The organism is Microbacterium sp. HM-570 (assembly GCF_054165885.1).
This window is the reverse complement of sequence record NZ_CM135111.1, coordinates 73368-96012: the sequence shown is the minus strand read 5'-3', so window position 1 is coordinate 96012 and position 22645 is coordinate 73368. Positions and strand designations below refer to the sequence as shown.

Annotated in this window: 18 protein-coding genes; 7 read left to right on the top strand and 11 right to left on the bottom strand. The window is 66.9% G+C overall.

The window, feature by feature from the left end; all coding sequences use genetic code 11:
- Positions 1–44 precede the first annotated feature (44 nt).
- The 4 genes from ACT9TC_RS00420 to dut all read right to left on the bottom strand — a co-directional run bounded on the left by ACT9TC_RS00420 (position 45) and on the right by dut (position 4890).
- On the bottom strand, positions 45–2879 hold the full coding sequence (locus tag ACT9TC_RS00420; RefSeq protein ID WP_458041528.1) for an aconitate hydratase: 2835 nt from the start codon (positions 2877–2879) through the stop codon (positions 45–47).
- 165 nt (positions 2880–3044) lie between these two features.
- Entirely contained in the window at positions 3045–3833 is a 789-nt protein-coding gene (locus ACT9TC_RS00415) for a DUF3159 domain-containing protein (RefSeq protein ID WP_458041527.1), read from the bottom strand.
- A complete protein-coding gene (locus tag ACT9TC_RS00410; RefSeq protein ID WP_458041526.1) occupies positions 3830–4432 on the bottom strand; it encodes a DUF3710 domain-containing protein in 603 nt (200 codons plus the stop codon). The genes ACT9TC_RS00415 and ACT9TC_RS00410 overlap by 4 nt, the downstream gene beginning before the upstream one ends.
- A complete protein-coding gene (dut, locus tag ACT9TC_RS00405; RefSeq protein WP_458041525.1) occupies positions 4429–4890 on the bottom strand; it encodes a dUTP diphosphatase in 462 nt (153 codons plus the stop codon). The genes ACT9TC_RS00410 and dut overlap by 4 nt, the downstream gene beginning before the upstream one ends.
- Positions 4891–4902: 12 nt before the next feature.
- On the opposite strand from dut, the gene ACT9TC_RS00400 reads away from it, so the two are divergent.
- Positions 4903–5394 carry a DUF3093 domain-containing protein gene (locus ACT9TC_RS00400; RefSeq protein ID WP_458041524.1) on the top strand — a complete coding sequence of 164 codons (492 nt, stop codon included), beginning with the start codon at positions 4903–4905 and terminating at the stop codon, positions 5392–5394.
- On the opposite strand, the gene ACT9TC_RS00395 is transcribed toward ACT9TC_RS00400, so the two are convergent.
- Positions 5352–5642 carry a DUF4193 domain-containing protein gene (locus ACT9TC_RS00395; RefSeq protein ID WP_458041523.1) on the bottom strand — a complete coding sequence of 97 codons (291 nt, stop codon included), beginning with the start codon at positions 5640–5642 and terminating at the stop codon, positions 5352–5354. The genes ACT9TC_RS00400 and ACT9TC_RS00395 overlap by 43 nt on opposite strands.
- A gap of 205 nt (positions 5643–5847) precedes the next feature.
- Between ACT9TC_RS00395 and sepH the strand changes: the two genes are divergently transcribed.
- Positions 5848–6840, top strand: coding sequence for a septation protein SepH (sepH, locus tag ACT9TC_RS00390; RefSeq protein WP_458041522.1), 993 nt, complete (start codon positions 5848–5850; stop codon positions 6838–6840).
- 56 nt (positions 6841–6896) lie between these two features.
- Here sepH and ACT9TC_RS00385 read toward each other — a convergent pair whose 3' ends face one another.
- Positions 6897–8036, bottom strand: a complete 1140-nt coding sequence (locus ACT9TC_RS00385; RefSeq protein ID WP_458041521.1) for an alkaline phosphatase family protein — start codon at positions 8034–8036, stop codon at positions 6897–6899.
- 54 nt (positions 8037–8090) lie between these two features.
- Here ACT9TC_RS00385 and ACT9TC_RS00380 point away from each other — a divergent pair, with 54 nt between their 5' ends.
- On the top strand, positions 8091–10520 hold the full coding sequence (locus ACT9TC_RS00380; protein ID WP_458041520.1) for a DNA gyrase/topoisomerase IV subunit A: 2430 nt from the start codon (positions 8091–8093) through the stop codon (positions 10518–10520).
- Positions 10521–10655: 135 nt separating this feature from the next.
- Here ACT9TC_RS00380 and ACT9TC_RS00375 read toward each other — a convergent pair whose 3' ends face one another.
- Complete coding sequence (locus ACT9TC_RS00375; RefSeq protein WP_458041519.1) at positions 10656–12746, bottom strand: DNA gyrase/topoisomerase IV subunit B; 2091 nt, start codon at positions 12744–12746, stop codon at positions 10656–10658.
- Positions 12747–12938: 192 nt separating this feature from the next.
- On the opposite strand from ACT9TC_RS00375, the gene ACT9TC_RS00370 reads away from it, so the two are divergent.
- Positions 12939–13157, top strand: coding sequence for a DUF7455 domain-containing protein (locus ACT9TC_RS00370; protein WP_198517653.1), 219 nt, complete (start codon positions 12939–12941; stop codon positions 13155–13157).
- A 16-nt stretch (positions 13158–13173) separates the two neighbouring features.
- On the opposite strand, the gene ACT9TC_RS00365 is transcribed toward ACT9TC_RS00370, so the two are convergent.
- From ACT9TC_RS00365 to ACT9TC_RS00350, 4 genes are all read right to left on the bottom strand, one after another.
- Positions 13174–13932: a hypothetical protein gene (locus ACT9TC_RS00365; RefSeq protein WP_458041518.1), complete on the bottom strand. Its 759-nt coding sequence runs from the start codon at positions 13930–13932 to the stop codon at positions 13174–13176.
- Positions 13929–15212 carry a MurT ligase domain-containing protein gene (locus ACT9TC_RS00360; RefSeq protein ID WP_458041517.1) on the bottom strand — a complete coding sequence of 428 codons (1284 nt, stop codon included), beginning with the start codon at positions 15210–15212 and terminating at the stop codon, positions 13929–13931. The genes ACT9TC_RS00365 and ACT9TC_RS00360 overlap by 4 nt, the downstream gene beginning before the upstream one ends.
- A gap of 3 nt (positions 15213–15215) precedes the next feature.
- The gene (locus ACT9TC_RS00355; protein WP_458042968.1) at positions 15216–16592 is read right to left on the bottom strand and encodes an RNA polymerase sigma factor; all 1377 of its coding nucleotides are present in this window, start codon (positions 16590–16592) and stop codon (positions 15216–15218) included.
- 241 nt (positions 16593–16833) lie between these two features.
- Positions 16834–17763: a proteasome assembly chaperone family protein gene (locus tag ACT9TC_RS00350; RefSeq protein WP_458041516.1), complete on the bottom strand. Its 930-nt coding sequence runs from the start codon at positions 17761–17763 to the stop codon at positions 16834–16836.
- 122 nt (positions 17764–17885) lie between these two features.
- Between ACT9TC_RS00350 and ACT9TC_RS00345 the strand changes: the two genes are divergently transcribed.
- The 3 genes from ACT9TC_RS00345 to sucB all read left to right on the top strand — a co-directional run bounded on the left by ACT9TC_RS00345 (position 17886) and on the right by sucB (position 22601).
- Entirely contained in the window at positions 17886–19358 is a 1473-nt protein-coding gene (locus ACT9TC_RS00345; protein WP_458041515.1) for a leucyl aminopeptidase, read from the top strand.
- A complete protein-coding gene (lpdA, locus tag ACT9TC_RS00340) occupies positions 19358–20731 on the top strand; it encodes a dihydrolipoyl dehydrogenase (protein WP_458041514.1) in 1374 nt (457 codons plus the stop codon). Before ACT9TC_RS00345 ends, lpdA begins: the two co-directional genes overlap by 1 nt.
- Positions 20732–20795: 64 nt before the next feature.
- The gene (gene sucB / locus ACT9TC_RS00335; protein WP_458041513.1) at positions 20796–22601 is read left to right on the top strand and encodes a 2-oxoglutarate dehydrogenase, E2 component, dihydrolipoamide succinyltransferase; all 1806 of its coding nucleotides are present in this window, start codon (positions 20796–20798) and stop codon (positions 22599–22601) included.
- Positions 22602–22645 lie beyond the last annotated feature (44 nt).

The following is a 22645-nucleotide window of genomic DNA, read 5'->3' as shown; positions in this document are numbered from 1 at the left end:
GGCGAGCGGACGGGACGCGGCCCGCCGCTCGCCGGATGCGCCGGTCAGACCAGCGAACGCAGCACGTACTGAAGGATGCCGCCGTTGCGGTAGTAGTCAGCCTCAGCGGGCGTGTCGATGCGGACGACGGCCTCGAACTCGACGGTAGCTTTGCCCTCCGCCGAGAATTCGCTCGGAGTTGCCGTGACCGTGACCGTCTTGGGCGTGACGCCCTCGTTCAGCTTCTCAAGACCGGTGATCGAGACGATCTCGGTGCCATCGAGACCCAGCGACTCCCAGCTCTCGCCCGCGGGGAACTGCAGCGGCACGACGCCCATGCCGATCAGGTTCGAGCGGTGGATGCGCTCGAAGCTCTCGGTGATGACGGCCTTGACACCCAGCAGGCTCGTGCCCTTTGCCGCCCAGTCACGCGACGAGCCCGACCCGTACTCCTTGCCGCCGAAAATCACCAGGGGCGTGCCCTGAGCGGTGTAGTTCTCGCTGGCGTCGTAGATGAACGACTGCGGCCCGCCGGGCAGCGTGAAGTCACGGGTGTATCCACCCTCGACGACCGCACCGTCGTTGACCGCGCTGACGAGCGCGTTCTTGAGACGGATGTTCGCGAACGTGCCGCGGATCATGACTTCGTGGTTGCCACGACGCGAGCCGTACGAGTTGAAGTCCTTCTGGCGCACACCGTGCTGCTCGAGGTACTTCGCCGCCGGCGTTCCGATCTTGATGTTTCCGGCCGGGCTGATGTGGTCGGTGGTGACCGAGTCGCCGAGGGTCGCCATGACGCGAGCACCCTGGATGTCGCTGACCGGGGTCAGCTCCATCGTCATACCGTCGAAGTACGGCGCCTTGCGAACGTACGTCGAGTCCTCATCCCATTCGAAGACGGGACCGGTGGGCGTCGGCAGGTTCTTCCAGCGCTCGTCGCCTTCGAAGACGGTGGCGTACTGGGTGATGAACTGCTCGCGCGAGATCGACTTGTCGATGACGTCCTGCACCTCGTCCGGCGCGGGCCAGATGTCCTTCAGGAAGACGTCCTGGCCCGTCGAGTCCTTGCCGAGGGCATCGGTCTCGAAGTCGAAGTTCATCGAACCGGCGAGGGCGTACGCCACGACGAGCGGGGGCGACGCGAGGTAGTTCATCTTCACGTCGGGGCTGATGCGTCCCTCGAAGTTGCGGTTGCCGGAGAGTACGGCGGTGACAGCCAGATCGTGGTCGTTGATCGCGGCCGAGACCTCTTCGATGAGCGGACCCGAGTTACCGATACAGATCGTGCAGCCGTATCCGACCGTGTAGAAGCCGAGCGCCTCGAGAGACTTGTCGAGACCGGACTTCTCGTAGTAGTCGGTCACAACCTTCGACCCGGGGCCGAGCGTGGTCTTGACCCACGGCTTGCTCTTCAGCCCCTTCTCAACGGCCTTCTGCGCGAGGAGCCCCGCGGCGATCATGACCGACGGGTTCGAGGTGTTCGTGCACGACGTGATCGCCGCGAGCGTGACAGCACCGTTGTCGATCTCGTAGGGCGAGCCCTCGGCGGGCGTGACGCGAACGGGATTGGACGCGGCGTGCCGTCCCCCGCTGGAGATGTAGACATCGTGCGTCTCGACCTCTTCTTCGCCGGGCGCTCCGCCCGGGTCGGAGGCCGGGAACGACCCCTGCGACTCGAGGTCGACGATCGACTCGGATGTCGTCGCCGTCGCGTAGTTCAGGATGTCCTTCGCGAACTGTGCCTTCGACTCCGAGAGCAGGATGCGGTCCTGCGGGCGCTTGGGTCCGGCGATCGAGGGGACGACCGTCGACAGGTCGAGTTCCATGTACTCGCTGAACGCGGGCTCACGGGACGCGTCGTGCCAGAGCGTCTGCTCCTTTGCGTAGGCCTCGACCAGCGCGACCGCCTGCTCGTCGCGCCCGGTGAGACGCAGATACTCGATCGTGACGTCGTCGATCGGGAACATTGCCGCGGTGGAACCGAACTCCGGGCTCATGTTTCCGATGGTGGCGCGGTTGGCGAGGGGCACCGAGCCGACTCCGTCGCCGTAGAACTCGACGAACTTGCCGACGACACCGTGCCCCCGCAGCATGTCGGTGATCGTGAGGACGACGTCGGTGGCCGTCACGCCGGCCGGGATCTCGCCGGTGAGCTTGAAGCCGACGACTCGCGGGATCAGCATCGAGACGGGCTGGCCGAGCATTGCAGCCTCGGCCTCGATGCCGCCGACGCCCCAGCCGAGCACGCCCAGGCCGTTCACCATGGTGGTGTGCGAATCCGTACCGACACAGGTGTCGGGGTAGGCACGCAACACGCCATCGACCGTGCGGTCGTAGATGACCTTGGCGAGGTGCTCGATGTTGACCTGGTGGACGATTCCCGTTCCGGGAGGGACGACCTTGAAGTCATGGAAAGCGGTCTGGCCCCAACGGAGGAACTGGTATCGCTCACCGTTGCGCTCGTACTCGATCTCGACGTTCCGCTCGAGGGCATTCTCGGAGCCGAAGAGGTCGGCGATGACCGAGTGGTCGATGACCATCTCGGCGGGCGAGAGCGGGTTGATCTTGTCGGGATTTCCGCCGAGCGTCGTGACGGCCTCACGCATCGTGGCGAGGTCGACGATGCAGGGCACACCCGTGAAGTCCTGCATCACGACGCGCGCGGGCGTGAACTGGATCTCCGTGTCGGGCTCGGCCGCGGCGTCCCACGAGCCGAGCGCCTCGATCTGCGCACGCGTGACGTTCGCACCATCCTCGGTGCGGAGCAGATTCTCGAGCAGCACCTTCAGGCTGAACGGGAGCTTGTCGTAACCCTCGACGGCATCGAGCCGGAAGATCTCGTAGTCGGTTCCCCCGACCGTCAGAGTGCTCTGCGCTCCGAAGCTGTTGACCGATGCCACGATGCCGTCTCCTTCAGGTAGCTGACCACTCACCGGCCCCATCTTCCCGGGGCGTTCCGGGCGAGGCTAGCAAGGCGACCCTAACCAGTGTGCGCCGCTCTGCGGCACGGGGGAAGGGGGTCGGTTTATCTTGATGTCGAGATAAATCCTACCACCGAGCATCAGTCACTCAGGGATATCGGCGTCCGCTTTGTCGGACGGAGGATACAAAGCCCGTACGACCAGATAGGACACCGCCAGCAGTGGTGCGAACAGCGGAATGCCCATCACGAGCTTGAGCGTGCCGAGCGCCGCGACGTTGTCGGCGAGATACAGCGGGAACTGCACGAGCAGGCGCGCGGCAAAGAGCGCGGCCCACGCGATGGCGAGCCAGAAGAACGCACGGCGCTTCCGCCGATCGCGCCGCCACGCGGTGCCCTCCCCCATCAGGAAGCCCACCGCGAGGCCGATGAGCGACCATCCGACGAGAGCCGAGATCAGAAATGCCGCGCCGTAGAGCGCATTCGTGATGAAGCCCGGGATGAAGTTGTTGCTCGCCTCGCCGGTGAAGACGGCGAATGCTGCCGCAACGACGACGGCGAGCAGCCCGCTCACGGCCGACGTGACCGGCTGGCGGGCGATGAGCCGCGCGATCGTGAAAACCGCGGCGATGCCGACCGAGAGCCCGAGCGACCAGGCCAGGTTTCCCTCACCCGTCGAGGCATCCATCGTCAGCGTGTAGACGGCGATGAAGACGACACCGGGCACTACGGCCTCGGCCATGCCCCGCCATCCACCCATCGCATGCCACACGACGTGACCGGTGGAGCGCTCTGCGTTCGGATCGAGACCGGCGCGGCGCGCCGCACCCGCGAGGGCTGAACCCAGTGCCTCGGACGCCGATGGCGGTGTCAGCGCGGGATCCGACTCCCCGTCCCGAACGGGATCCCGTGGTGCCGACTGCTGGTCGGTCACGCCGAACCCGGGGTCGCGGGCATCTTCAGCGGGATGAACTCACGCGGGGGCATGGGTGTTCCGCCACGGACGACGACGATGGACCGGAAGAGGTCCTCGATCTGGGCCGCTGCCTCGATATCGGATGCGCCGACTCCGCCGATCACGCCGCGTAAGAACCACCGCGGCCCATCCACACCGACGAACCGCGCCAGGCGCTTGCCCGAAGTTCCCTCCGCGCCGGCGATGACGGGCACCTCGGCGAGTAGTTCGGGTCCGAGCGGACCCTCCCGCTCCTCCACGCGACCGCCCTGCTGGCGAACCTGCTCGCGGATCTGAGCGCGCGTCTCGTGCCACAGCCCTCCCGTGCGGGGCGCCGCAAACGGCTGCACCTGCAACGTGGAGCCGGCGTAGTCCAGCCCCACAGCGACGATGCGCTTGGACTGTTCCTCGATCTCGAGGCGCAGGTTGAGCCCCTCGCGCGGCAGCACCTTGATTCCACCCAGGTCGATATAGGGACGAACGGGATTCGCTTCGGATTCGTCGAAGGGTCCTCCGGTCGCTCGGTCGGCGGGTGCGGACTTGCCCGCCGGGTCTACGGTCGTGCCGTCGTCGCTCATGCGCCGACCTCCTGTGATTGAGGGGCCTGGTAGCCGGTGGAACCGAACCCGCCTTCGCCGCGCACACTCTCGGGGAGTGTCTCGACCGGGATGAAGTTCGCCCGACTCACGGGCATGACGATCAGTTGTGCGATGCGATCACCCACGGCGATGTCGTAGGGCTCAGAAGCATCCGTGTTCAACAGAGTCACCTTGATCTCGCCGCGGTACCCGGCATCGACCGTGCCCGGTGAATTGACGATTGTGATGCCGTGCTTGGTGGCCAGCCCGCTGCGCGGCACCACGAAAGCGACGTAACCGTCGGGCAGCGCGATCGAGACGCCCGTTCCCACCAGGGCACGCTGGCCAGGGGCCAACCGCAGCGACTCAGCAGAGACCAGATCGGCGCCAGCGTCACCGGGGTGAGCGTAGTTCGGAGGTTCTGGAGCGATAATGAGAACGTCCACGTAATCGGTCACTCATCGAGGGTAATGCAGAAGCAACGTACGGAGTATCGCGAGCGGCTCACGCCCTCGCTCTGGATTTTGGTGTCCGCCGCGGTCGTCGGTCCGATGGCCGCGCTCGTGCTCGCACCGCTCGACTCGACTCTTGCGCTCGTCGTCGGCGCCATCGTGGGGGCACTGATCATTGCCGCTCTCGTCGTCCTGTCGCCCGTCATCGACATTCGCGAGGGGATGCTTCGCGCCGGACGGGCGCGCATCGGCGTCGAATGGCTCGGGTCGCCGGCGCCGTTCTCGGGCGACGAGGCGCGCAACGCTCGCGGGCCGGGGCTCGACCGCGATTCGTGGCTCGTGATCCGGGGCGGGATCGACGGACTGGTGGTCGTCCCTCTCGAAGATCCAGACGACCCTGTTGTCTCGTGGGTCATCTCGACCCGCACCCCCGACCGCCTCACGGCGGCGATCAACCGGGCGCGTGCTTACGAGCAGTCGCGGCAGATGAGTCCGACCGAGTCTTCGTGATCGACCTGTGAACGGTGCTTCACCAGGAAGCAGCTCACGCACGTGAACTCGTCCTCCTGGGGAGGCAGCACGACGACATCCAACTCGAGGTCGGAGAGGTCGGCGCCGGGCAATTCGAAGCCCGAGGGGTTGTCTGCGTCCTCGACGTCGACGGCACCGGAAAGCTTGTCGGGAACGCGCTCCTTCAGGGCCTCGATCGACTCGCTGTCGTCGTCGGTCTTGCGGGGAGCGTCGTAGTCCGTAGCCATGGGGTTTAGGTCACTTCTTTCATTGCGTGCAGTGGAGCGGTGCCGAACAGGCGGCGCTAGTTTGCATGACCGCAGGGCATTTAGCAAATGCTGCGTTCCGACATCCGCTCGGAGGCAAACGGGCGGCGCGCGCTGGATATTCCCGTGACCACCCCTCACGCGTGTAACGATGGCGGAACCGGAAACGCGGAAGAAGGCGTGTCGCATGAAAGAGCTCAAGGTCATCCGCACCGAGGATGAGCGACTGATCGTAGCGACGGACTCGGGCGAAACATTCGCCCTGGTGATCGATGATGTCCTACGCGCTGAGGTTCGTCGCGCCCATTCGGCGCCGGAATCGGGCGCTGCACGACCCAGCCCGCGCGAGATTCAGGCGCAGATTCGTTCGGGTTTGTCGGCGCAAGAGGTCGCGCAGGTCCTGGGCGCTCGACTCGAAGATGTCATTCGTTACGAAGGCCCCGTCCTCGCGGAACGCGAGCACATCGTCGGTCTCGCTCTTGCCGTGCCCGTTCTGCTCGGCGCGGTCGATGACGCCGACGCACAGCCCACGTTCGGCGCCGCGATGCGGGCGAAGCTCGCCGACGTCGCGGCCGCGCGTGAGCGCTGGTCGAGTTGGAAAGATCCCTCCGGATGGATCGTCAAGCTGCAGTTCCAGGTCGGGGACATCGAGCACGACGCCCGCTGGAGCTTCGACCCGCGGCGGAGCGCGCTTTCGCCGCTCAATGCCGACGCGCAACAGCTCTCGCGCCAGGGATCACTGCCCGAGGGGCTGATCCCTCGGCTGCGCGCGCTCGACTCCGCGCCCTCGATCAAGGACAACACGCGCTTCGACAGTGGAGCATTCGGTCCGCGCCGCGATCTCGATCCGTCCACTGCCCCCACGGCCTCAGAAGCCGCCGTCAATCGCGCTACGGAAACTTCGAGCACGAGTGCCGAGACCGCTGACCTGCTCGAGGCGCTCCGCCGTCGGCGCGGGCAACGCGAGAGCGCCCCGGGGATGAGCGAAGAGAACGTGGCGCCCGCTGCTCCCGTCGCCCTCTTCGACGCACTCGAGCCCGGTTACGACGAGGAAGCGCCCACCGCCGAACCGCGCGAAGACACCGTCGTCGCCGACGCGCAGGGTCGCCGACGAGGCCGCAACGCGATGCCGTCGTGGGACGAGATCGTTTTCGGCGCACGCGGCGACGGAGATCAGTAGCCGCGACGGGCCAGCGAAAACCTTCGACAGGCCAGCCAGACCGCGCCACGGGTCCGTCAGTTCGGGGCGTACGCACCGAGCCGGATAAGCGGGACGATGCGTTCCGCTGACGTCAGCGAACCGTGCTGCCCGATCATTCGCTGTGACGCCTTGTCCGTGAGTCGGTCGTCGTAGTACGCCACCCGTCCGCGCGCCGCGATGAGCACGTCGCCGATCCGATCGCGCACCTCGGCGTCGACACGACCGAAGAGGCCGGTGGTGATGGTCTCATCCCGGGCCAGCACCCACGCACGCCCGGATTCTGAGGCGCGCCATCGTTCGAGCACCGATTCGGCCTGGCCGGGTTCGGCGTACACATGCAGCATCCGCGGCTCTCCCGCAATGGCGGCGACGCCGTCGACCAGGTCGTCGCCCTCTCGCAGCAAGACATGGCCGGTGCGGGGCACATCGACCATGCCGTGGTCGGCCGTGACCAGCACGCCGACGTCGGCGGGCAGGGCGGATGCGAGCGAGCGGACCGCGCCATCGGCCTCCTCAAGCGCCGCGAGCCACTCGTCGGACTCCCACCCGTACCGGTGTCCCGCAGAATCGAGCTCGGGTGCGTAGGCGTATACGAGGCGCCCCTGGGCGGCCGTGGCGTGTTCGAGGGCGATCGCGAGTCTGTCCGCGAACGATGCGGCCGAGTCGAATGTCGAGCCGCGGAAAGCCGCTCGCGTAAATCCCGAGTGACGGTACTCCTCGCGGCTGACGACGAAGCCCTCGACACCGACGGATGCCGCGGTCTCGAACAGCGTCGGACGCCGCTGCCACACGGCCGGGTCGAGCCCGTCGGACTCCCAGCCCGTCAGTTGGTTGGCGAGCACACCCGTCTCGGGCACGCGGACGCGGTACCCGACGATTCCGTGCGAACCCGGATCGGTGCCGGTCATGAGGCTGGTCAGCGCGGCTGCGGTGGTCGTGGGGAAAACGGAGCGCGCGACATCCTTCTTGCGCATCACCGATGTCAAAAATCGCGCGTGTCCCGCGCGCGCCGCCAGGTTCGCTGCTCCGAGACCATCGATCACGACGAGGATCGCGCTGCGTGCGGACGGCAGCGTCGCAGTCCCGGACGAGGACGTGAGCGAGGCGACGGCATCCGGCACCAGAGCGGTGAGGCTCCGGGCGTGAGCGGGCTCCGCCGGTAGCATGAGAGACATCGGGGCCAGTCTCGCACACGTGCCATCGGCCCTCGTTCTCGCCCGAAGGACCCCATGCCCGCACCTGTTTCCGAGCCCCCTGCCGAGCGCATCGAAGATGTCGACGTCTCCAGCGAGATGCAGGGGTCTTTCCTCGAGTACGCCTATTCGGTGATCTACTCGCGGGCGCTGCCCGACGCGCGCGACGGGATGAAGCCTGTCCAGCGCCGCATCGTGTACCAGATGTCTGAGATGGGCCTGCGGCCGGACCGCGGCCATGTGAAGAGCGCCCGCGTCGTCGGCGAGGTGATGGGAAAGCTCCACCCTCACGGCGACGCGCCGATCTACGACGCCCTCGTGCGTCTCGCCCAACCGTTCTCGCAGCGGGTGCCCATGGTCGACGGGCACGGAAACTTCGGCTCGCTCGATGACGGGCCCGCGGCGTCCCGGTATACCGAAGCCCGCCTCGCACCCGCGGCGCTCGCGATGGCCGAAGGACTCGACGAAGACGTCGTCGACTTCATCCCGAACTACGACAACCAGTTCCAGCAGCCCGAGGTGCTGCCCGCGGCATACCCGAACCTGCTGGTCAACGGCGCGAGCGGTATCGCGGTCGGCATGGCGACGAACATGGCACCCCACAACCTCATCGAGGTCGTCGGCGCCGCCATCCACCTGCTCGAGAACCCCGATGCGACCCTCGAAGACCTGATGGCGTACGTGCCCGGGCCGGACCTGCCATCCGGCGGGGTCATCGTCGGGCTCGAGGGCATTCGTGACGCGTACGAAACCGGCCGCGGATCTTTCAAGACCCGCGCCCGCAGCTCCATCGAGAGCCTGGGCCCCCGCAAGACGGGCATCGTCGTCACCGAGTTGCCGTACCTGGTCGGCCCCGAGCGCGTGATCGAGAAGATCAAGGATGCCGTCCAGTCCAAGAAGCTCCAGGGCATCAGCGACGTCAACGACCTGACCGACCGCACGCACGGCACACGCCTCGTGATCGGCATCAAGACCGGATTCGACCCCCAGGCCGTGCTCGAACAGCTGTACCGCCTGACGCCGCTCGAAGACTCCTTCAGCATCAACAACGTCGCCCTTGTCGAGGGCCAACCGCGCACGCTCGGCCTGCGCGAACTCTTGCGTGTGTACGTCGACCACCGCCTCTCGGTCGTCACCCGCCGCAGCCGGTACCGACTCGATCGTCGCCGTGAGCGGCTTCACCTCGTCGAGGGGCTGTTGATCGCGATCCTCGACATCGACGAGGTCATCCAGGTCATCCGCGCATCCGATGATGGCGAGCAGGCGCGCACCCGACTGATGGAGGTGTTCGATCTCAGTCAGCTGCAGGCCGAGTACATCCTCGAACTGCGCCTGCGCCGCTTGACGAAGTTTTCGCGCATCGAACTCGAGGCCGAGCGCGACCAGCTGCTCGCCGAGATCGCGCAGCTGGAAGAGCTGCTCGGCAGCGACGCGCTGCTGCGCAAGCAGGTCGCCACCGAACTCGACGCGGTCGCTGACAAGCTCGGTACTCCGCGACGGACGCTGCTGACGAACGCTGCGCCCGCGGTCGCGCGTCCGTCGCGCAATGCACCGATCCTCGAGATCGTGGATGCGCCGACGATCGTCGTCGTGTCGACGACCGGCCGCGCCGTGCGCGTCGATCTGTCGGAGGGCACCGAGATCGTCTCGCCGACCCGACGCAGCAAGCACGACGCGCTGCTGACCGAGGTGCGCACGACCGTACGGGGCGAACTCGGGGCGATCACGAACCGCGGGCGTCTGCTGCGATTCAGCCCAGTCGACCTGCCGTCGGTGCCGCCAGCCTCCGTCCAGCTCGCCGCGGGGGTCGCCCTGCGCGACTACCTCGGTCTCACCGACAAGGCCGAACGGGTCGTGATGCTCACGCGCCTCGACACGGACACACCCCTCGCAATCGGCACCCGCCAGGGCGTCGTGAAGCGCATCGTCCCGTCCACCCTGCCGCCGAAGCCCGAGCTCGAGATCATCGCGCTCAAGCCGGGCGATGGCGTTGTCGGTGTTGCATCGGCGCCCGACGAATCCGAGCTCGTCTTCGTGTCGGACGATGCGCGCCTGCTCCGTTTCGCGGCGTCGTCGGTACGTCCGCAGGGCGCCTCGGCGGGTGGCATGGCAGGCATGAATATCGGATCGGCCAACGCGATCTTCTTCGGCGCTATCGGAGAGGCGGCGGCAGTTGTCGTCACCGTCTCGGGCACGGCGGAGGCACTTCCCGGGACAGACGCGGGTCGTGCCAAAGTGTCCGAGTTTGCGGAGTTCCCCGCGAAGGGTCGCGCGACCGGCGGTGTCCGTGCACACGCCTTCTTGAAGGGCGAGGACGAGCTGACGCTCGCGTGGGTGGGTGCCGCTCCCCCGCGCGCCGTCGGGACGGATGGCTCGGCGCGCACGCTCCCGGAGACCGGGGCAAAGCGGGACGCCTCGGGGCAGCCGCTCGACGCCGCTATCGGCTCCGTGGGCCGCGCCCTCTAGCCCCGCGCGCTACGTCTCCCAGACGGACCCGCTCCCCTGGCAGTAGATGTCGTTGTGGACCGTGACAAGCGACAACAAGTGCCAGGGGAACCGTCCTCGAAACGGGCCTGAGGTACGACGGCTCGCACGCGGGAGCTAGGCGTCGATGCGGTCGCGCTCGAGATGCGCGGACGAGTCGATGATGAACTCACGCCGCGGGGCGACCTCGTTGCCCATCAGCAGCTCGAAGGTGCGACCCGCAGCCTCGGCGGCCTCGGCATCCTCGATCCGGACGCGCCGGAGCAGCCGTCCCCCGCGGTCCATCGTCGTGGTCGCGAGCTGGTCGGCGTCCATCTCGCCCAGCCCCTTGTAGCGCTGGATGGGCTCCTGCCACGTACGACCGGCCTTCGAGAGCTTGGCGAGCAGCGTATTCAGCTCTGTCTCGCTGTAGGTGTAGATCATCTCGTTCGGCTTGGTCCCGGGATGCTTCACGATCACGCGGTGCAGGGGCGGGACAGCCGCGAACACGCGCCCGTCCTCGATGAGGGGCCGCATGTACCGGAAAAACAGCGTGAGCAGCAGCGTCCGGATATGCGCGCCGTCGACATCGGCGTCGCTCATCAGGATGACCTTGCCGTAGCGCGCCTGCGACAGATCGAACGAGCGCCCCGACCCGGCCCCGATCACCTGGATGATCGAGGCGCACTCCGCGTTGCTCAGCATGTCGCTGATCGACGCCTTTTGCACGTTGAGGATCTTGCCGCGAATGGGCAGCAGCGCCTGGAACTCGCTGTTGCGTGCGAGCTTGGCGGTGCCGAGCGCCGAGTCGCCCTCGACGATGAAGAGCTCCGATTGGGCGACATCGTTCGAGCGGCAGTCCACGAGCTTGGCCGGCAGCGACGACGACTCGAGGGCGTTCTTACGCCGCTGCGTCTCTTTGTGAGCGCGGGCGGACAGGCGCGCCTTCATCTCGGACACGACCTTGTCGAGCAGCATCGAGGTCTGCGCCTTGTCGTCGCGCTTCGTCGACGAGAACAGCGCACCCAGTTCCTTGCGGACGACCTGCGCGACGATCTGACGGACGGCCGGCGTGCCGAGGATCTCCTTCGTCTGGCCCTCGAACTGCGGTTCGGGCAGGCTCACCGTCAGCACGGCGGTCATGCCCGCGAGAGCATCGTCCTTGTCGAGCTTGTCGTTGCCGACCTTCAGACGCCGGGCGTTCGCCTCGACCTGTTGACGCATGACCTTCAGGATCTCCTGCTCGAAGCCCTGCTGATGCGTACCGCCCTTGGGCGTCGAGATGATGTTGACGAACGAGCGGGTCACGGTCTCGTAGCCCGTCCCCCAGCGCAGAGCGATGTCGACGAAGCAGGTGCGCTCGATCTCGGTCGCGACCATGGCGCCGGTCGCCTGAAGTACGGGCACCGTCTCGGTGAAGGTCCCGGTGCCGGTCAGTCGCCAGGTGTCCGTGATCGGAGCATCCGGGGCGAGGAACTCGACGAACTCGGAGATTCCGCCGTCGAAGCGGTACGAGACATCCGTCGGCTCGACACCGGCACGCTCGTCGCGCACCGCGATCTCGAGACCCGGAACCAGGAATGCGGTCTGACGGGCCCGCGTCGCGAGTTCGTCGACCTGGAATGCCGCGTCGGGCGTGAAGATCTGCTTGTCGGCCCAGTAGCGGACGCGGGTGCCGGTGACGCCGCGGGGAGCCTTGCCGACGACGCGCAATTCGCTGCGCTCGTCGAACGGTGTGAACGGCGCAGACGGGCTGGGCTCGCCCTTGTCTGCGAACAGACCGGGCTCACCCCGGTGGAAGGACATCGCCCAGGTCTTGCCGCCACGATCGACCTCGACATCCAGACGCTCCGACAGCGCGTTGACGACGGATGCGCCGACACCGTGCAGACCACCGGATGCCGCATACGAGCCGCCACCGAACTTGCCGCCGGCGTGCAGCTTGGTGAAGACGACCTCAACACCCGACAGACCGGTGCGGGGCTCGACATCGACAGGGATGCCGCGTCCCTTGTCTCGCACCTCGACGCTGCCGTCACCGTGCAACACGACATCGATCTTCGATCCATTGCCGCCGAGGGTCTCATCGACCGCGTTGTCGATGATCTCCCACAGGCAGTGCATGAGCCCGGGCGACCCGTTCGAGCCGATGTACATGCCGGGCCGTTTGCGCACGGCTTCGAGCCCTTCGAGGACTTGAAGATGATGCGCAGAATACTCGGACGTCACAATCTGACAGCGTACAAGCGGCCACACCGCCTTCGCCGCCGACACACGGCACCGATCCCGGGCCCGTGGGCCACCGTACGCGGTCAGCGAAATGTCATCGAATCGGGCCCTCACCGTAACAAACCCATGGTTGTATGAAGACCTTGCACGACGCACTTTGCAAGACATTGGCGATCACGAGGAGGCACTGCGATGAACACGCTCATGACACCCACCGAAGAAGCCACGATCGCCTACCGCCTGACGGCCGCGGACCGCTGCGACTCCTGCGGAGCGCAGGCGTACATCGCCGCCGAGGTCAACGGTAGTGAGCTTCTGTTCTGCGCCCACCACGGTCGCAAGTACGAAGACAAGCTCCGCAGCATCGCGACCTCATGGCACGACGAGACGGCTCGTCTGGTCGAGGCCTAAACAAACTTTCTGACGCTCAGGCCGATAGGCCGAGCGCCCGACGGACGATCACGTTCGCTTTGGCGGCGTGGTCGTCCGCTGTCGTTAACCGCTCGTCCGGAGTCTCGTTCGCGAACGACAGGCCCGCGTGGGCGGCCGCGATCGTGAGCAGGTGGTCGGCGAAGGCCGGATTCCGTGCGAGGACAGGACCGCGGATGCCTGTCCCGTAGGCGGTGCCCCGCACGGCGCCCTCGGCCCGCGCGGCACCGCTCTGGACCGCTGCGACGTTACCGGTTCCCGAGGCGACCGTACCGAGGAACCGCTCCCCCCCGCCCAGCACGTAGTCACGCAGGTGGTACTCGTAACCGGTGAGCGCGCCCCATTCGCTGTCGACCGAGATCCGGCCCACGTGCCGCTCGGACGCGACGCTCCGTCCGGCGAAGATACCGATGCCCGACAGCGGGTCCGCTCCGTCGAGCTCGAGCGAGTGCGACAGCATCTCCCAGCCCAGTCCGACTGCCAGCAGGACGGTTCCGGAGTCGACCCACGCGATCAGCTCGCCCGCTATCTCGCGCAGCCCAGCCAGAACTTCGGGGGCGTCAGCGTCGAAGCCCGCCCCGATAGTGACCGCGTCGGGACGCAGACCCGCGGCATCCTGGGCGCTCGCGATCGTCGCGACCTGTGCCTCGATTCCCCGCCATCCAGCACGCACCCGAAGGACGTCGGCGTTCTCGGCATCGCCGTGGATGTTGAGTCGCTCGGGAAAGAGGGATGCGATCGAGAGGACGGCACTCATCGGATTCCCGCCTTCTTGACCTCTTCGGAGGTCAGTCCGTAGTGGCCGCGGATCTTGCGCATGCTGCGCGAGGTGAAGACCACGGTCTTGACCCCGGTCGTCGGAGCGGGCAATGCCAGGAAGGCCTCGAACCCGCGGATGAGATCGACATCGACCGCGTCGAAAGGCACGCCGTCGTAGGCCAGTCGGTTCGCCATGGCATCCGCCTTCGGACCGGCGACGATATCGACGCGGCCGAGCGCGTGCGTTCGCACGGTCCACAACCACGAGGTGTCTTCTTCCTCGTCGCCGATTCCGACGAAAACGCGTTCGAGTCCTGGCCGCAACGCGTCGATGTTGAGCTGGAAGCTCGCGGTGTTCTGGACCAGGACGCACTCGATCTGCTGGCCGGCAATCTCAACCGTCTCGCCGCGCCCGAAGACGGGGTCGAGTGTCGAGAGCGTGGAAGCAGCGAGGGAAGCATTGAACGCGTCGCCGACCACGGCTCGCGCCGTCTCGAACGCGGCCGCAGCATCGACGGCGAAGTGCACCCCCCGCGCCGGAAGAGTGACGTCTTCGCGGGATCCGCCGATATCGATCTCGGCGTCACGGCCCGATACGGACTCGACGCGTGTGCCGAGTCCCTCGCCGAGACGCTCTGTCGTCGTGCGCACCGAGCCAAGTCCCTGCGGATGCGCCGCCATCACTTCCGCAGAGACACCGAAGCGCCGGATGGTTACGCCCGGCGCTTCCTCGGAGAGCGACGCTGCCACGGTCGAGAGCGATGCGTCGTCCGCGTTCAAAACGACGGCCGATCGGGCCCGCAGCGCGATGGCCGTGAGCAGACGGGTGACCCGGTCGGATGACTCGAAACGAGCGATGTCGTCGAGGTTGATGTTGGTCAGGGTGACCACGCGGGCCTCGAAGCTCGACGACATGAGCGCGCCGAACGCCTCGTCCATCTCGAGCACGGCGATCTCGGCGTCCACACGACCCCGCCAGTCACCCTGATCGAGCACCGCCGAAGTGATGCCCTGCGGCAGGTTCGCGGTCGACGAGTTCGTGAAGACCCGCATCCCGTGCGCGCGCAGAAGAGCAGCGACCATCTTCGTGGTGGTCGACTTGCCTGCTGTCCCGCTCACGACGACGAGCCCCTCGGAGAACGACGCCAGCACGCGCGGCAGAAGGGCCGGAGCGATCCTGTTCGTCACGAGCCCGGGGGCACCGCTGCCCTTGCCCCCGCGAACGCGCAGCAACCACTGCACGGCCCGCCCTGCGGCGATGCCGATCGCGCTGCGCACGGCCTACTCCAGGTAGTCCCGCAGCGACTGCGACCGCGACGGGTGCCGCAGCTTCGCCATCGTCTTGGACTCGATCTGACGGATCCGCTCACGCGTCACGCCGAACGTGTCACCGATCTGGTCGAGCGTCTTCGGCATGCCATCGCCCAGGCCGAAGCGCATGCGGATCACGCCCGCTTCGCGCTCACTGAGCGAGTCCAGGAGCGACTCGAGCTGACGCTGCAGCATCGTGAAGCCCACGGCATCCGCCGGCACGACAGCCTCGGTGTCCTCGATGAGGTCACCGAATTCGCTATCGCCGTCCTCACCGAGGGGCGTGTGCAGCGAGATCGGTTCGCGACCGTACTTCTGAACCTCGATGACCTTCTCGGGGGTCATGTCGAGTTCGCGGCTGAGCTCTTCGGGTGTGGGTTCGCGGCCCAGGTCCTGCAGCATCTGGCGCTGCACGCGAGCGAGCTTGTTGATGACCTCGAGCATGTGCACCGGGATGCGGATCGTACGCGCTTGGTCGGCCATGGCACGCGTGATCGCCTGACGGATCCACCAGGTTGCGTACGTCGAGAACTTGAAGCCCTTGGTGTAGTCGAACTTCTCGACCGCGCGGATGAGACCGAGGTTGCCCTCCTGGATCAGGTCCAGGAACTGCATGCCACGGCCGGTGTAGCGCTTGGCGAGCGAGACGACGAGGCGCAGATTCGCTCCGAGCAGGTGCGACTTGGCGCGCTGGCCGTCCTTCGCCACCCAGGTCAGGTCGCGACCGAGCTGCGAACGCTTTTCGGTGTCGCTCAGCGCCGAGAGCTTCTCTTCGGCGAACAGACCGGCCTCGATACGCATCGCGAGCTCGACCTCTTCGGCCGCGTTCAGCAGCGGAACCTTACCGATCTGCTTCAGGTAGTCCTTGACGGGGTCTGCCGTGGCACCGGTGATCTGAGCCGAGTAGACCGGGACATCGTCCTCATCGCTCGATGAGATGACGATCGCGCCGGTGGGCAGGGGCTCGGTGAAGACCGGCTTCTTCTTGTTGCCGTCTTCGTCTTCGTCGTCGTCGGAAGAATCGTCGGAAGAATCGGATGCATCGACCTTGGCGGCCGGCGTCGCGACTGCCTCGTCGTCGTCGGTGACATCCGCCTCTGCGTCGATCTCTTCGTCGGGCTCGATTTCTTCGTCGACGGCGTCTTCGTCGACGGCCTTCGATGCCTTCGCCTTGCTCTTCGCCGGGGCGGCCTTACCGGCGGCCGGCTTTGCTGCAGCCTTCGCCGGAGCCTTGGCGGCAGCCGCCTTGGCTGCGGGAGCCTTGCGGGGACGCGGAGCAGCCTTGACCGCCGTGGTCTCCGTCTCATCGACGAGGTCCTTCGTGGAGGTGCGAGAAGGGGTCACAATTCGCCTTTCACCGACGCATCACGTCTGAGACATCTGATGCACTCGGTCGTTTGCGGGCACGAGTAAGACCCTTGTCAAGTCCTGAGCGAATCGCTCAAGGTTGACAACGGGTCCGATTGTCCATTATGGCACATCGCACGCGAGGTGCGAGCCACCCTATGGCACTCTCATATCAACGCGGGAGCGCGCCCATGAATTCCCGGCCACACCGAACCGGTCCCGCGCATTGCGAGTCGAGAGATCAGGACAGTCCGGTGTGTTTATCGTCGTCGCCCGCCGGACGCGAAGCGAGGTACCGCTCGAGCTCGGCTGCGAGCTCGTCCGCGCTCGGCAGATCGAATTCCCCGAGCGACGACGAACGCAGCGGAGAGCCCGCCATGTACTGGTCATAGCGAGACTCGAGGTTCTCGAGCATCGTCGCCAGCTCGTCGTTCGCGGCGATCTGCTCGTCGACCTTGGCGAGAAAACCCAGGTTCTCCTCACGCAGATCTTCCGTCGGCAATGCGATGCCGCTTCCGAGCGTGATGCTCTCGAGCGCCGCGATGGCGGCCGCGGGAAACTCCGCATCGGCCAAGTAGTGCGGCACGAGCATGACGAAGCTCGACGTATTCACGCCCTGCTCGACGAAACGCATCTCGAGCAGGTGCCCCACGGTTGCCGGAACCTGCGTGTGCGGCTGCCAGACAGAATGAGCCGAGATCAGGTCAGCCCTGTTGCCGCTGACCGTCGTGCCGATCGGGCGCGTATGCGGCACGGGCATGGCGATCGCGTGGACCCAGGTGACGGACTCGACGCCGAGAGACGTGACGAGTTCGACAACGCCGTGGGTGAACGCATCCCACGCGAAGTCCGGCTCGTAGCCGGTCAACGTCAAGAAGGGCTGGCCGATGAGGTCGTGGGCAAGCGCCAGTTCGAGGCGCGGCGGCACGTAGTCCGTGAGGTGGTCCTGGTCGAAGGAGATCACGGGGCGACGTGCACGGTAGTCCAGCAGAGCGTCGTTCGAGAACGTCGCGACGGGCACGTTGTCGACACCGTCGCGCAGCACGTCGATCGACTGAGCGACGGCGCTCCCGGCGTCCGTGAAGCCGGTCATCGCTATGACCAGCGGCAGGCCGCGGGGCACCTCGGGCGCGTCAGGGGACGTCGCGTAGAGAGGACCGAACGGGGGCATGCCTCCACTCTACGAGCCACCGAAGGGTCGGGCCGCGCTGAGCGGTCGCGCTCACAGCGAACACCGCGACGCCCCGCGCGAGTCACCGGCGCCGCTCCAGACGCCGACCTAGGATGGTCCATATGCCGACGCCGCAGATCTCGTATTTCCCTGCCTCAGCGACAGACATCGACGCGGACGTCTCGCTCCTCTTGCTTCCACCGCTCGTGGACGATGGCCCCGATCTCTCCCCCTGGCCAGGCCTTGCCGATGCGCTGCGCGCGATCGAGTTCTCGGGAGCTCCTGGCTCCTTCGCCCGTGTGCCGCTCGCAGACAGTGCGCGTGGCGCGGTGGCCGTTGCGGGTGTCGGTTCGGCGGTGCAGCCCGGTGCGTACCGGGATGCCGCGGGCGCGGGCATCCGCGCTCTCGGTCAGATCGAATCCGTCGCCGTGCTCTCCCCCGGCGCACCCGATGGCACCTGGCGCGCCATCGCCGAGGGCGCGGGCCTCGGCGGATACACCTTCGCGACCTATAAGAAGAACGGCGGAAAGCGTCGCGCGGCCCGTGTGATCGTGGTCTCGACCGAAGAGGTGTCGGACGACGACGTGCGCGCCGCGCAGGTGGTCGTCGACGCGGTGGCCCTCGTCAAAGAACTCGTCGCGATTCCGGCCGACCGACTCGGCCCGGCCGATCTCGCCGAACGTGCGGTGGCAGAGGTCGCCCACCTCCCCGTGGAAGTCACGGTGCTCGATGAGGAAGCGCTCGAGGCCGAAGGATTCGGCGCCATCCTCGGTGTGGGCATCGGCTCTGACCGTCCGCCGCGCTTCGTCCGCATGGACTACGCACCCGCCGAGTCCTCCCGCCACGTCGCTGTCGTCGGCAAGGGAATCACCTTCGACACCGGCGGCCTCTCCCTGAAACCTGCGGGCTCGATGGTCGGGATGAAGTACGACATGTGCGGTGCTGCTGTCGCGCTGTCGGTCGTGCGCGCCGCTGCCGAGTTGGCGCTGCCCGTGCGGGTCACGAGCTATCTCTGCATCGCGGACAACATGCCCTCGGGACGCGCGACGCGCCCCGGCGACGTCCTGACCGCACTTGATGGAACGACGATCGAAGTTCTGAATACGGATGCCGAGGGTCGCCTGGTTCTCGCCGATGGCCTCGTCGCGGCATCCCGTGAGCGCCCGGACGTGATCATCGATGTCGCGACCCTCACCGGCGCGATCAGCGTTGCCCTCGGCACCCGCTACGCCGGGGTGATGGGCGATGACGCACCCGTCGCCGAGTACCTCGCGGCGGCCGAGCGAGCGGGCGAGCTCGCCTGGCAGCTGCCCTTGCCCGCATACATGCGCGATGACCTCGACTCCTCCATCGCCGACCTCGTGAACGCCAAGATCGGTGACCCCGCGGGCGGCTCGCTCTTCGCCGGGCTGTTCCTGCAGCACTTCATCGGACGCGTGTCGGAGGAAGAGAATGCACCGACCATCCCCTGGGTTCACCTGGACATCGCGGGAGTCGGCATGAACAAGGGCGGTCCCTACGGGTCGACCGACAAGGGCCCCACCGGAGCCAGCGTTCGTTCCCTGATCGAATTCGTTTCGGGAGGTGCCCGGTAATGGCGGAGCACGTCTTCGACCTGGTCGTTCTCGGCGGCGGGAGCGGCGGCTACTCCGCGGCGATCCGTGCCTCAGAACTGGGCGCAAAGGTCGCGATCGTCGAACGCGACAAGCTCGGTGGCACGTGCCTGCACCGCGGCTGCATCCCCACCAAGGCGCTTCTGCACGCCGCCGAAGTCGCCGATGCCGTGCGGTCCGCGAGCGAGATCGGCGTGGACGCAACCCTGACGGGCATCGACGCGAATGGCCTCCGCACCTACCGGGAAAAAATCGTCGCCAAGAAGTTTGCGGGGCTCAAGGGCTTGATCTCGGCCCGCGGCATCACCGTGATCGACGGCGAGGGCTATCTCCAAGAAGACCGGGGGGTGCGGGTCGGCGCCGACGTGTACCGGGGCAAGAACGTGCTCCTCGCGACGGGTTCCTTCTCGAAGATCATCCCGGGCCTCGAGGCCGGCGGCCGGATTCTGACGAGCGAGCACGCGCTCGAGCTGCCCGAGATCCCGCGACGTGTCGTGATCCTCGGCGGCGGCGTCATCGGCGTCGAATTCGCAAGCCTCTGGCGCTCCTTCGGTGTCGAGGTCACGATCGTCGAAGCTCTCCCCCGGCTCGTGCCGCAGGAAGACGAGGCCATGAGCAAGGGTCTCGAGCGGGCGTTCCGCAAGCGCGGGATCGGGATGCATATCGGCTCACGGTTCGCTTCGGCGACGCAAAGCGACGATGCCGTGGTCGTTCAGCTCGAGGACGGGACTCAGCTCGACGCGGACTATCTGCTCGTGGCGATCGGTCGCGGACCGAGTACCGCAGGCCTCGGTCTCGAAGAGGCGGGTGTCGCGCTCGAGGGCGGATTCGTCGTCGTGAACGACGACCTGCAGACATCCGTGCCCGGTGTGTGGGCGGTGGGCGACATCGTGCGCGGCCTGCAGCTGGCGCACCGCAGTTTCGCGCAGGGGATCTTCGTGGCCGAGCGGATGGCGGGACTACCCGCGACCGCAGTGCCCGAGCGGCAGGTCCCGCGCATCACGTACAGCGACCCCGAGGTCGCCTCCGTCGGTTCGACTCTCGCAGAGGCGGTCGCCGATCTGGGGAGCGAGAAGGTCACCTCGTTCGACTACAACCTTGCGGGCAACGCGCGCAGTGAGATCATCGGCACGGGGGGTCTCGTTCGCGTGGTGCGCGCCGTCGACGGTCCGGTGATCGGCGTTCACCTGATCGGCGCGCGTGTCGGTGAGTTGATCGCCGAGGCACAGCTGATCGTCGGCTGGGAAGCGCACCCGGACGATATCGCCCCGTACTTGCATGCCCACCCGACCCAGAGCGAGGCGCTCGGCGAAGCTTTCCTCGCTCTCGCGGGCCGACCCTTGCACGCGCTTTAGCAATGCCCGTCCTCGGCTTCACTAAGCTAGACATCGACAGTTTCGTCCCTAAGGAGACATCGTCATGAGCACATCCGTCGTCCTCCCCGCTCTCGGCGAGAGCGTAACCGAGGGTACGGTCACCCGCTGGCTGAAGCAGGTGGGAGACGAGGTCAAGGCCGATGAGGGCTTGCTCGAAATCTCGACCGACAAGGTTGACACCGAGATCCCCTCCCCCGTGAGCGGAATTCTCGAAGAGATTCTGGTGCAGGAGGACGAGACCGTCGAGGTCGGCGGTCTGCTGGCCAAGATCGGCGACGGCAGCGGCCAGCCCTCGGGCGACGCAGCGCCTGAGGCATCCGCTCCCGCTGAGGCGCAGCCCCCGGCCGAAGATCGGGTCGCTGAGGCACCCGCAGAGCCCGAGCTCGTTGCTGACGCCGAACCGGCCGGCAACGCCGCGGCCGAACCCGCCGCGGTCGGTGCGTCGAGTGGTTCGAGCACGTCCGTTGTTCTGCCCGAACTCGGCGAATCCGTCACCGAGGGCACCGTCACGCGCTGGCTCAAGAATGTCGGCGACGAGGTGGCCGTCGATGAGCCGCTGCTTGAGATTTCGACCGACAAGGTCGACACCGAGATCCCGTCGCCCGTTGCCGGGGTTCTGCAGGAGATCGTCGCGGCCGAGGACGAGACCATCGCGGTCGGCGCGGTCCTCGCCAAGATCGGCAGCGGCGCACCCGCCGCCTCCGAGCAGGCACCGGCTCCGGCCGCAGAGCCCGTCACCGAGCCTGAAGCGCCTTCCACGGAGAAGCCCGTCGAGGCGGATGTCCCGGCATCCGAGACTTCCGAGCAGGCGCCCGCACCCGAGCCCGCTCCGGCTGCCGCCGCTCCGGCTGCCGCAACGCCGGCTCCGGCCGCATCCGCTCCGGCACCTTCGGCTCCCGCGCCGAGTGCGCCGGCAGCGCCGGCCGCATCATCGGACTCGTCCGATGAGCGCACGTATGTCACGCCTCTGGTGCGCCGTCTCGCTCAGCAGCAGGGCGTGGATCTCTCGACCGTGACCGGCACGGGTGTCGGAGGGCGCATCCGCAAGGAGGATGTCCTCAAGGCTGCTGAATCGGCTAGCGCGGCACCCGCAGCACCCGCCGCAGAGAAGGCCCCCGCTCTCGAGGTCTCGCCCTTGCGTGGCACGACGCAGAAGATGTCCCGTCTGCGGAAGGTCCTTGCCGAGCGTGCCGTCGCGTCGATGCAGGCCACGGCCCAGCTCACGACGGTCGTCGAGGTCGACGTCACGAAGCTCGCGGGTTTCCGTGACAGCGTGAAGGTCGACTTCCAGAAGAAGACGTCGGACAAGCTGTCGTTCCTGCCCTTCTTCGCTCTGGCTGCTGCCGAAGCGCTGCAGGCGTTCCCGATCGTCAACGCCACGGTCGACGGTGACACGATCGTGTACCCGGCGTCCGAGAACCTCTCGATCGCGGTCGACACCGAGCGGGGCCTGCTAACGCCGGTCCTGCGTGATGCGGCCTCGAAGAACCTCGCCGAGATCGCCCACGAGATCGCCGATCTTGCTGCCCGCACGCGCGACAACAAGCTGAAGCCGGACGAGCTCGGAGGCGGCACGTTCACGCTGACCAACACCGGTTCGCGTGGTGCCCTCTTCGATACCCCCGTCGTGTTCCTGCCCCAGTCGGCGATTCTCGGCACGGGAATCGTCGTCAAGCGCCCCGGAGTGGTCAAGGTCGATGGTGTCGAAGCGATCGGCGTTCGCTCGGTCGTTTACCTCGCCCTGTCGTACGACCACCGGATCATCGACGGTGCGGATGCCGCCCGGTTCCTCGGTGCCGTCAAGGCACGCCTAGAGGCAGCGGAGTTCGCGGCGGACCTCGGTATTTAATCGAGCCTGACTTCGAGTAGGCGATCGCTGAAACGCCCCGGCAG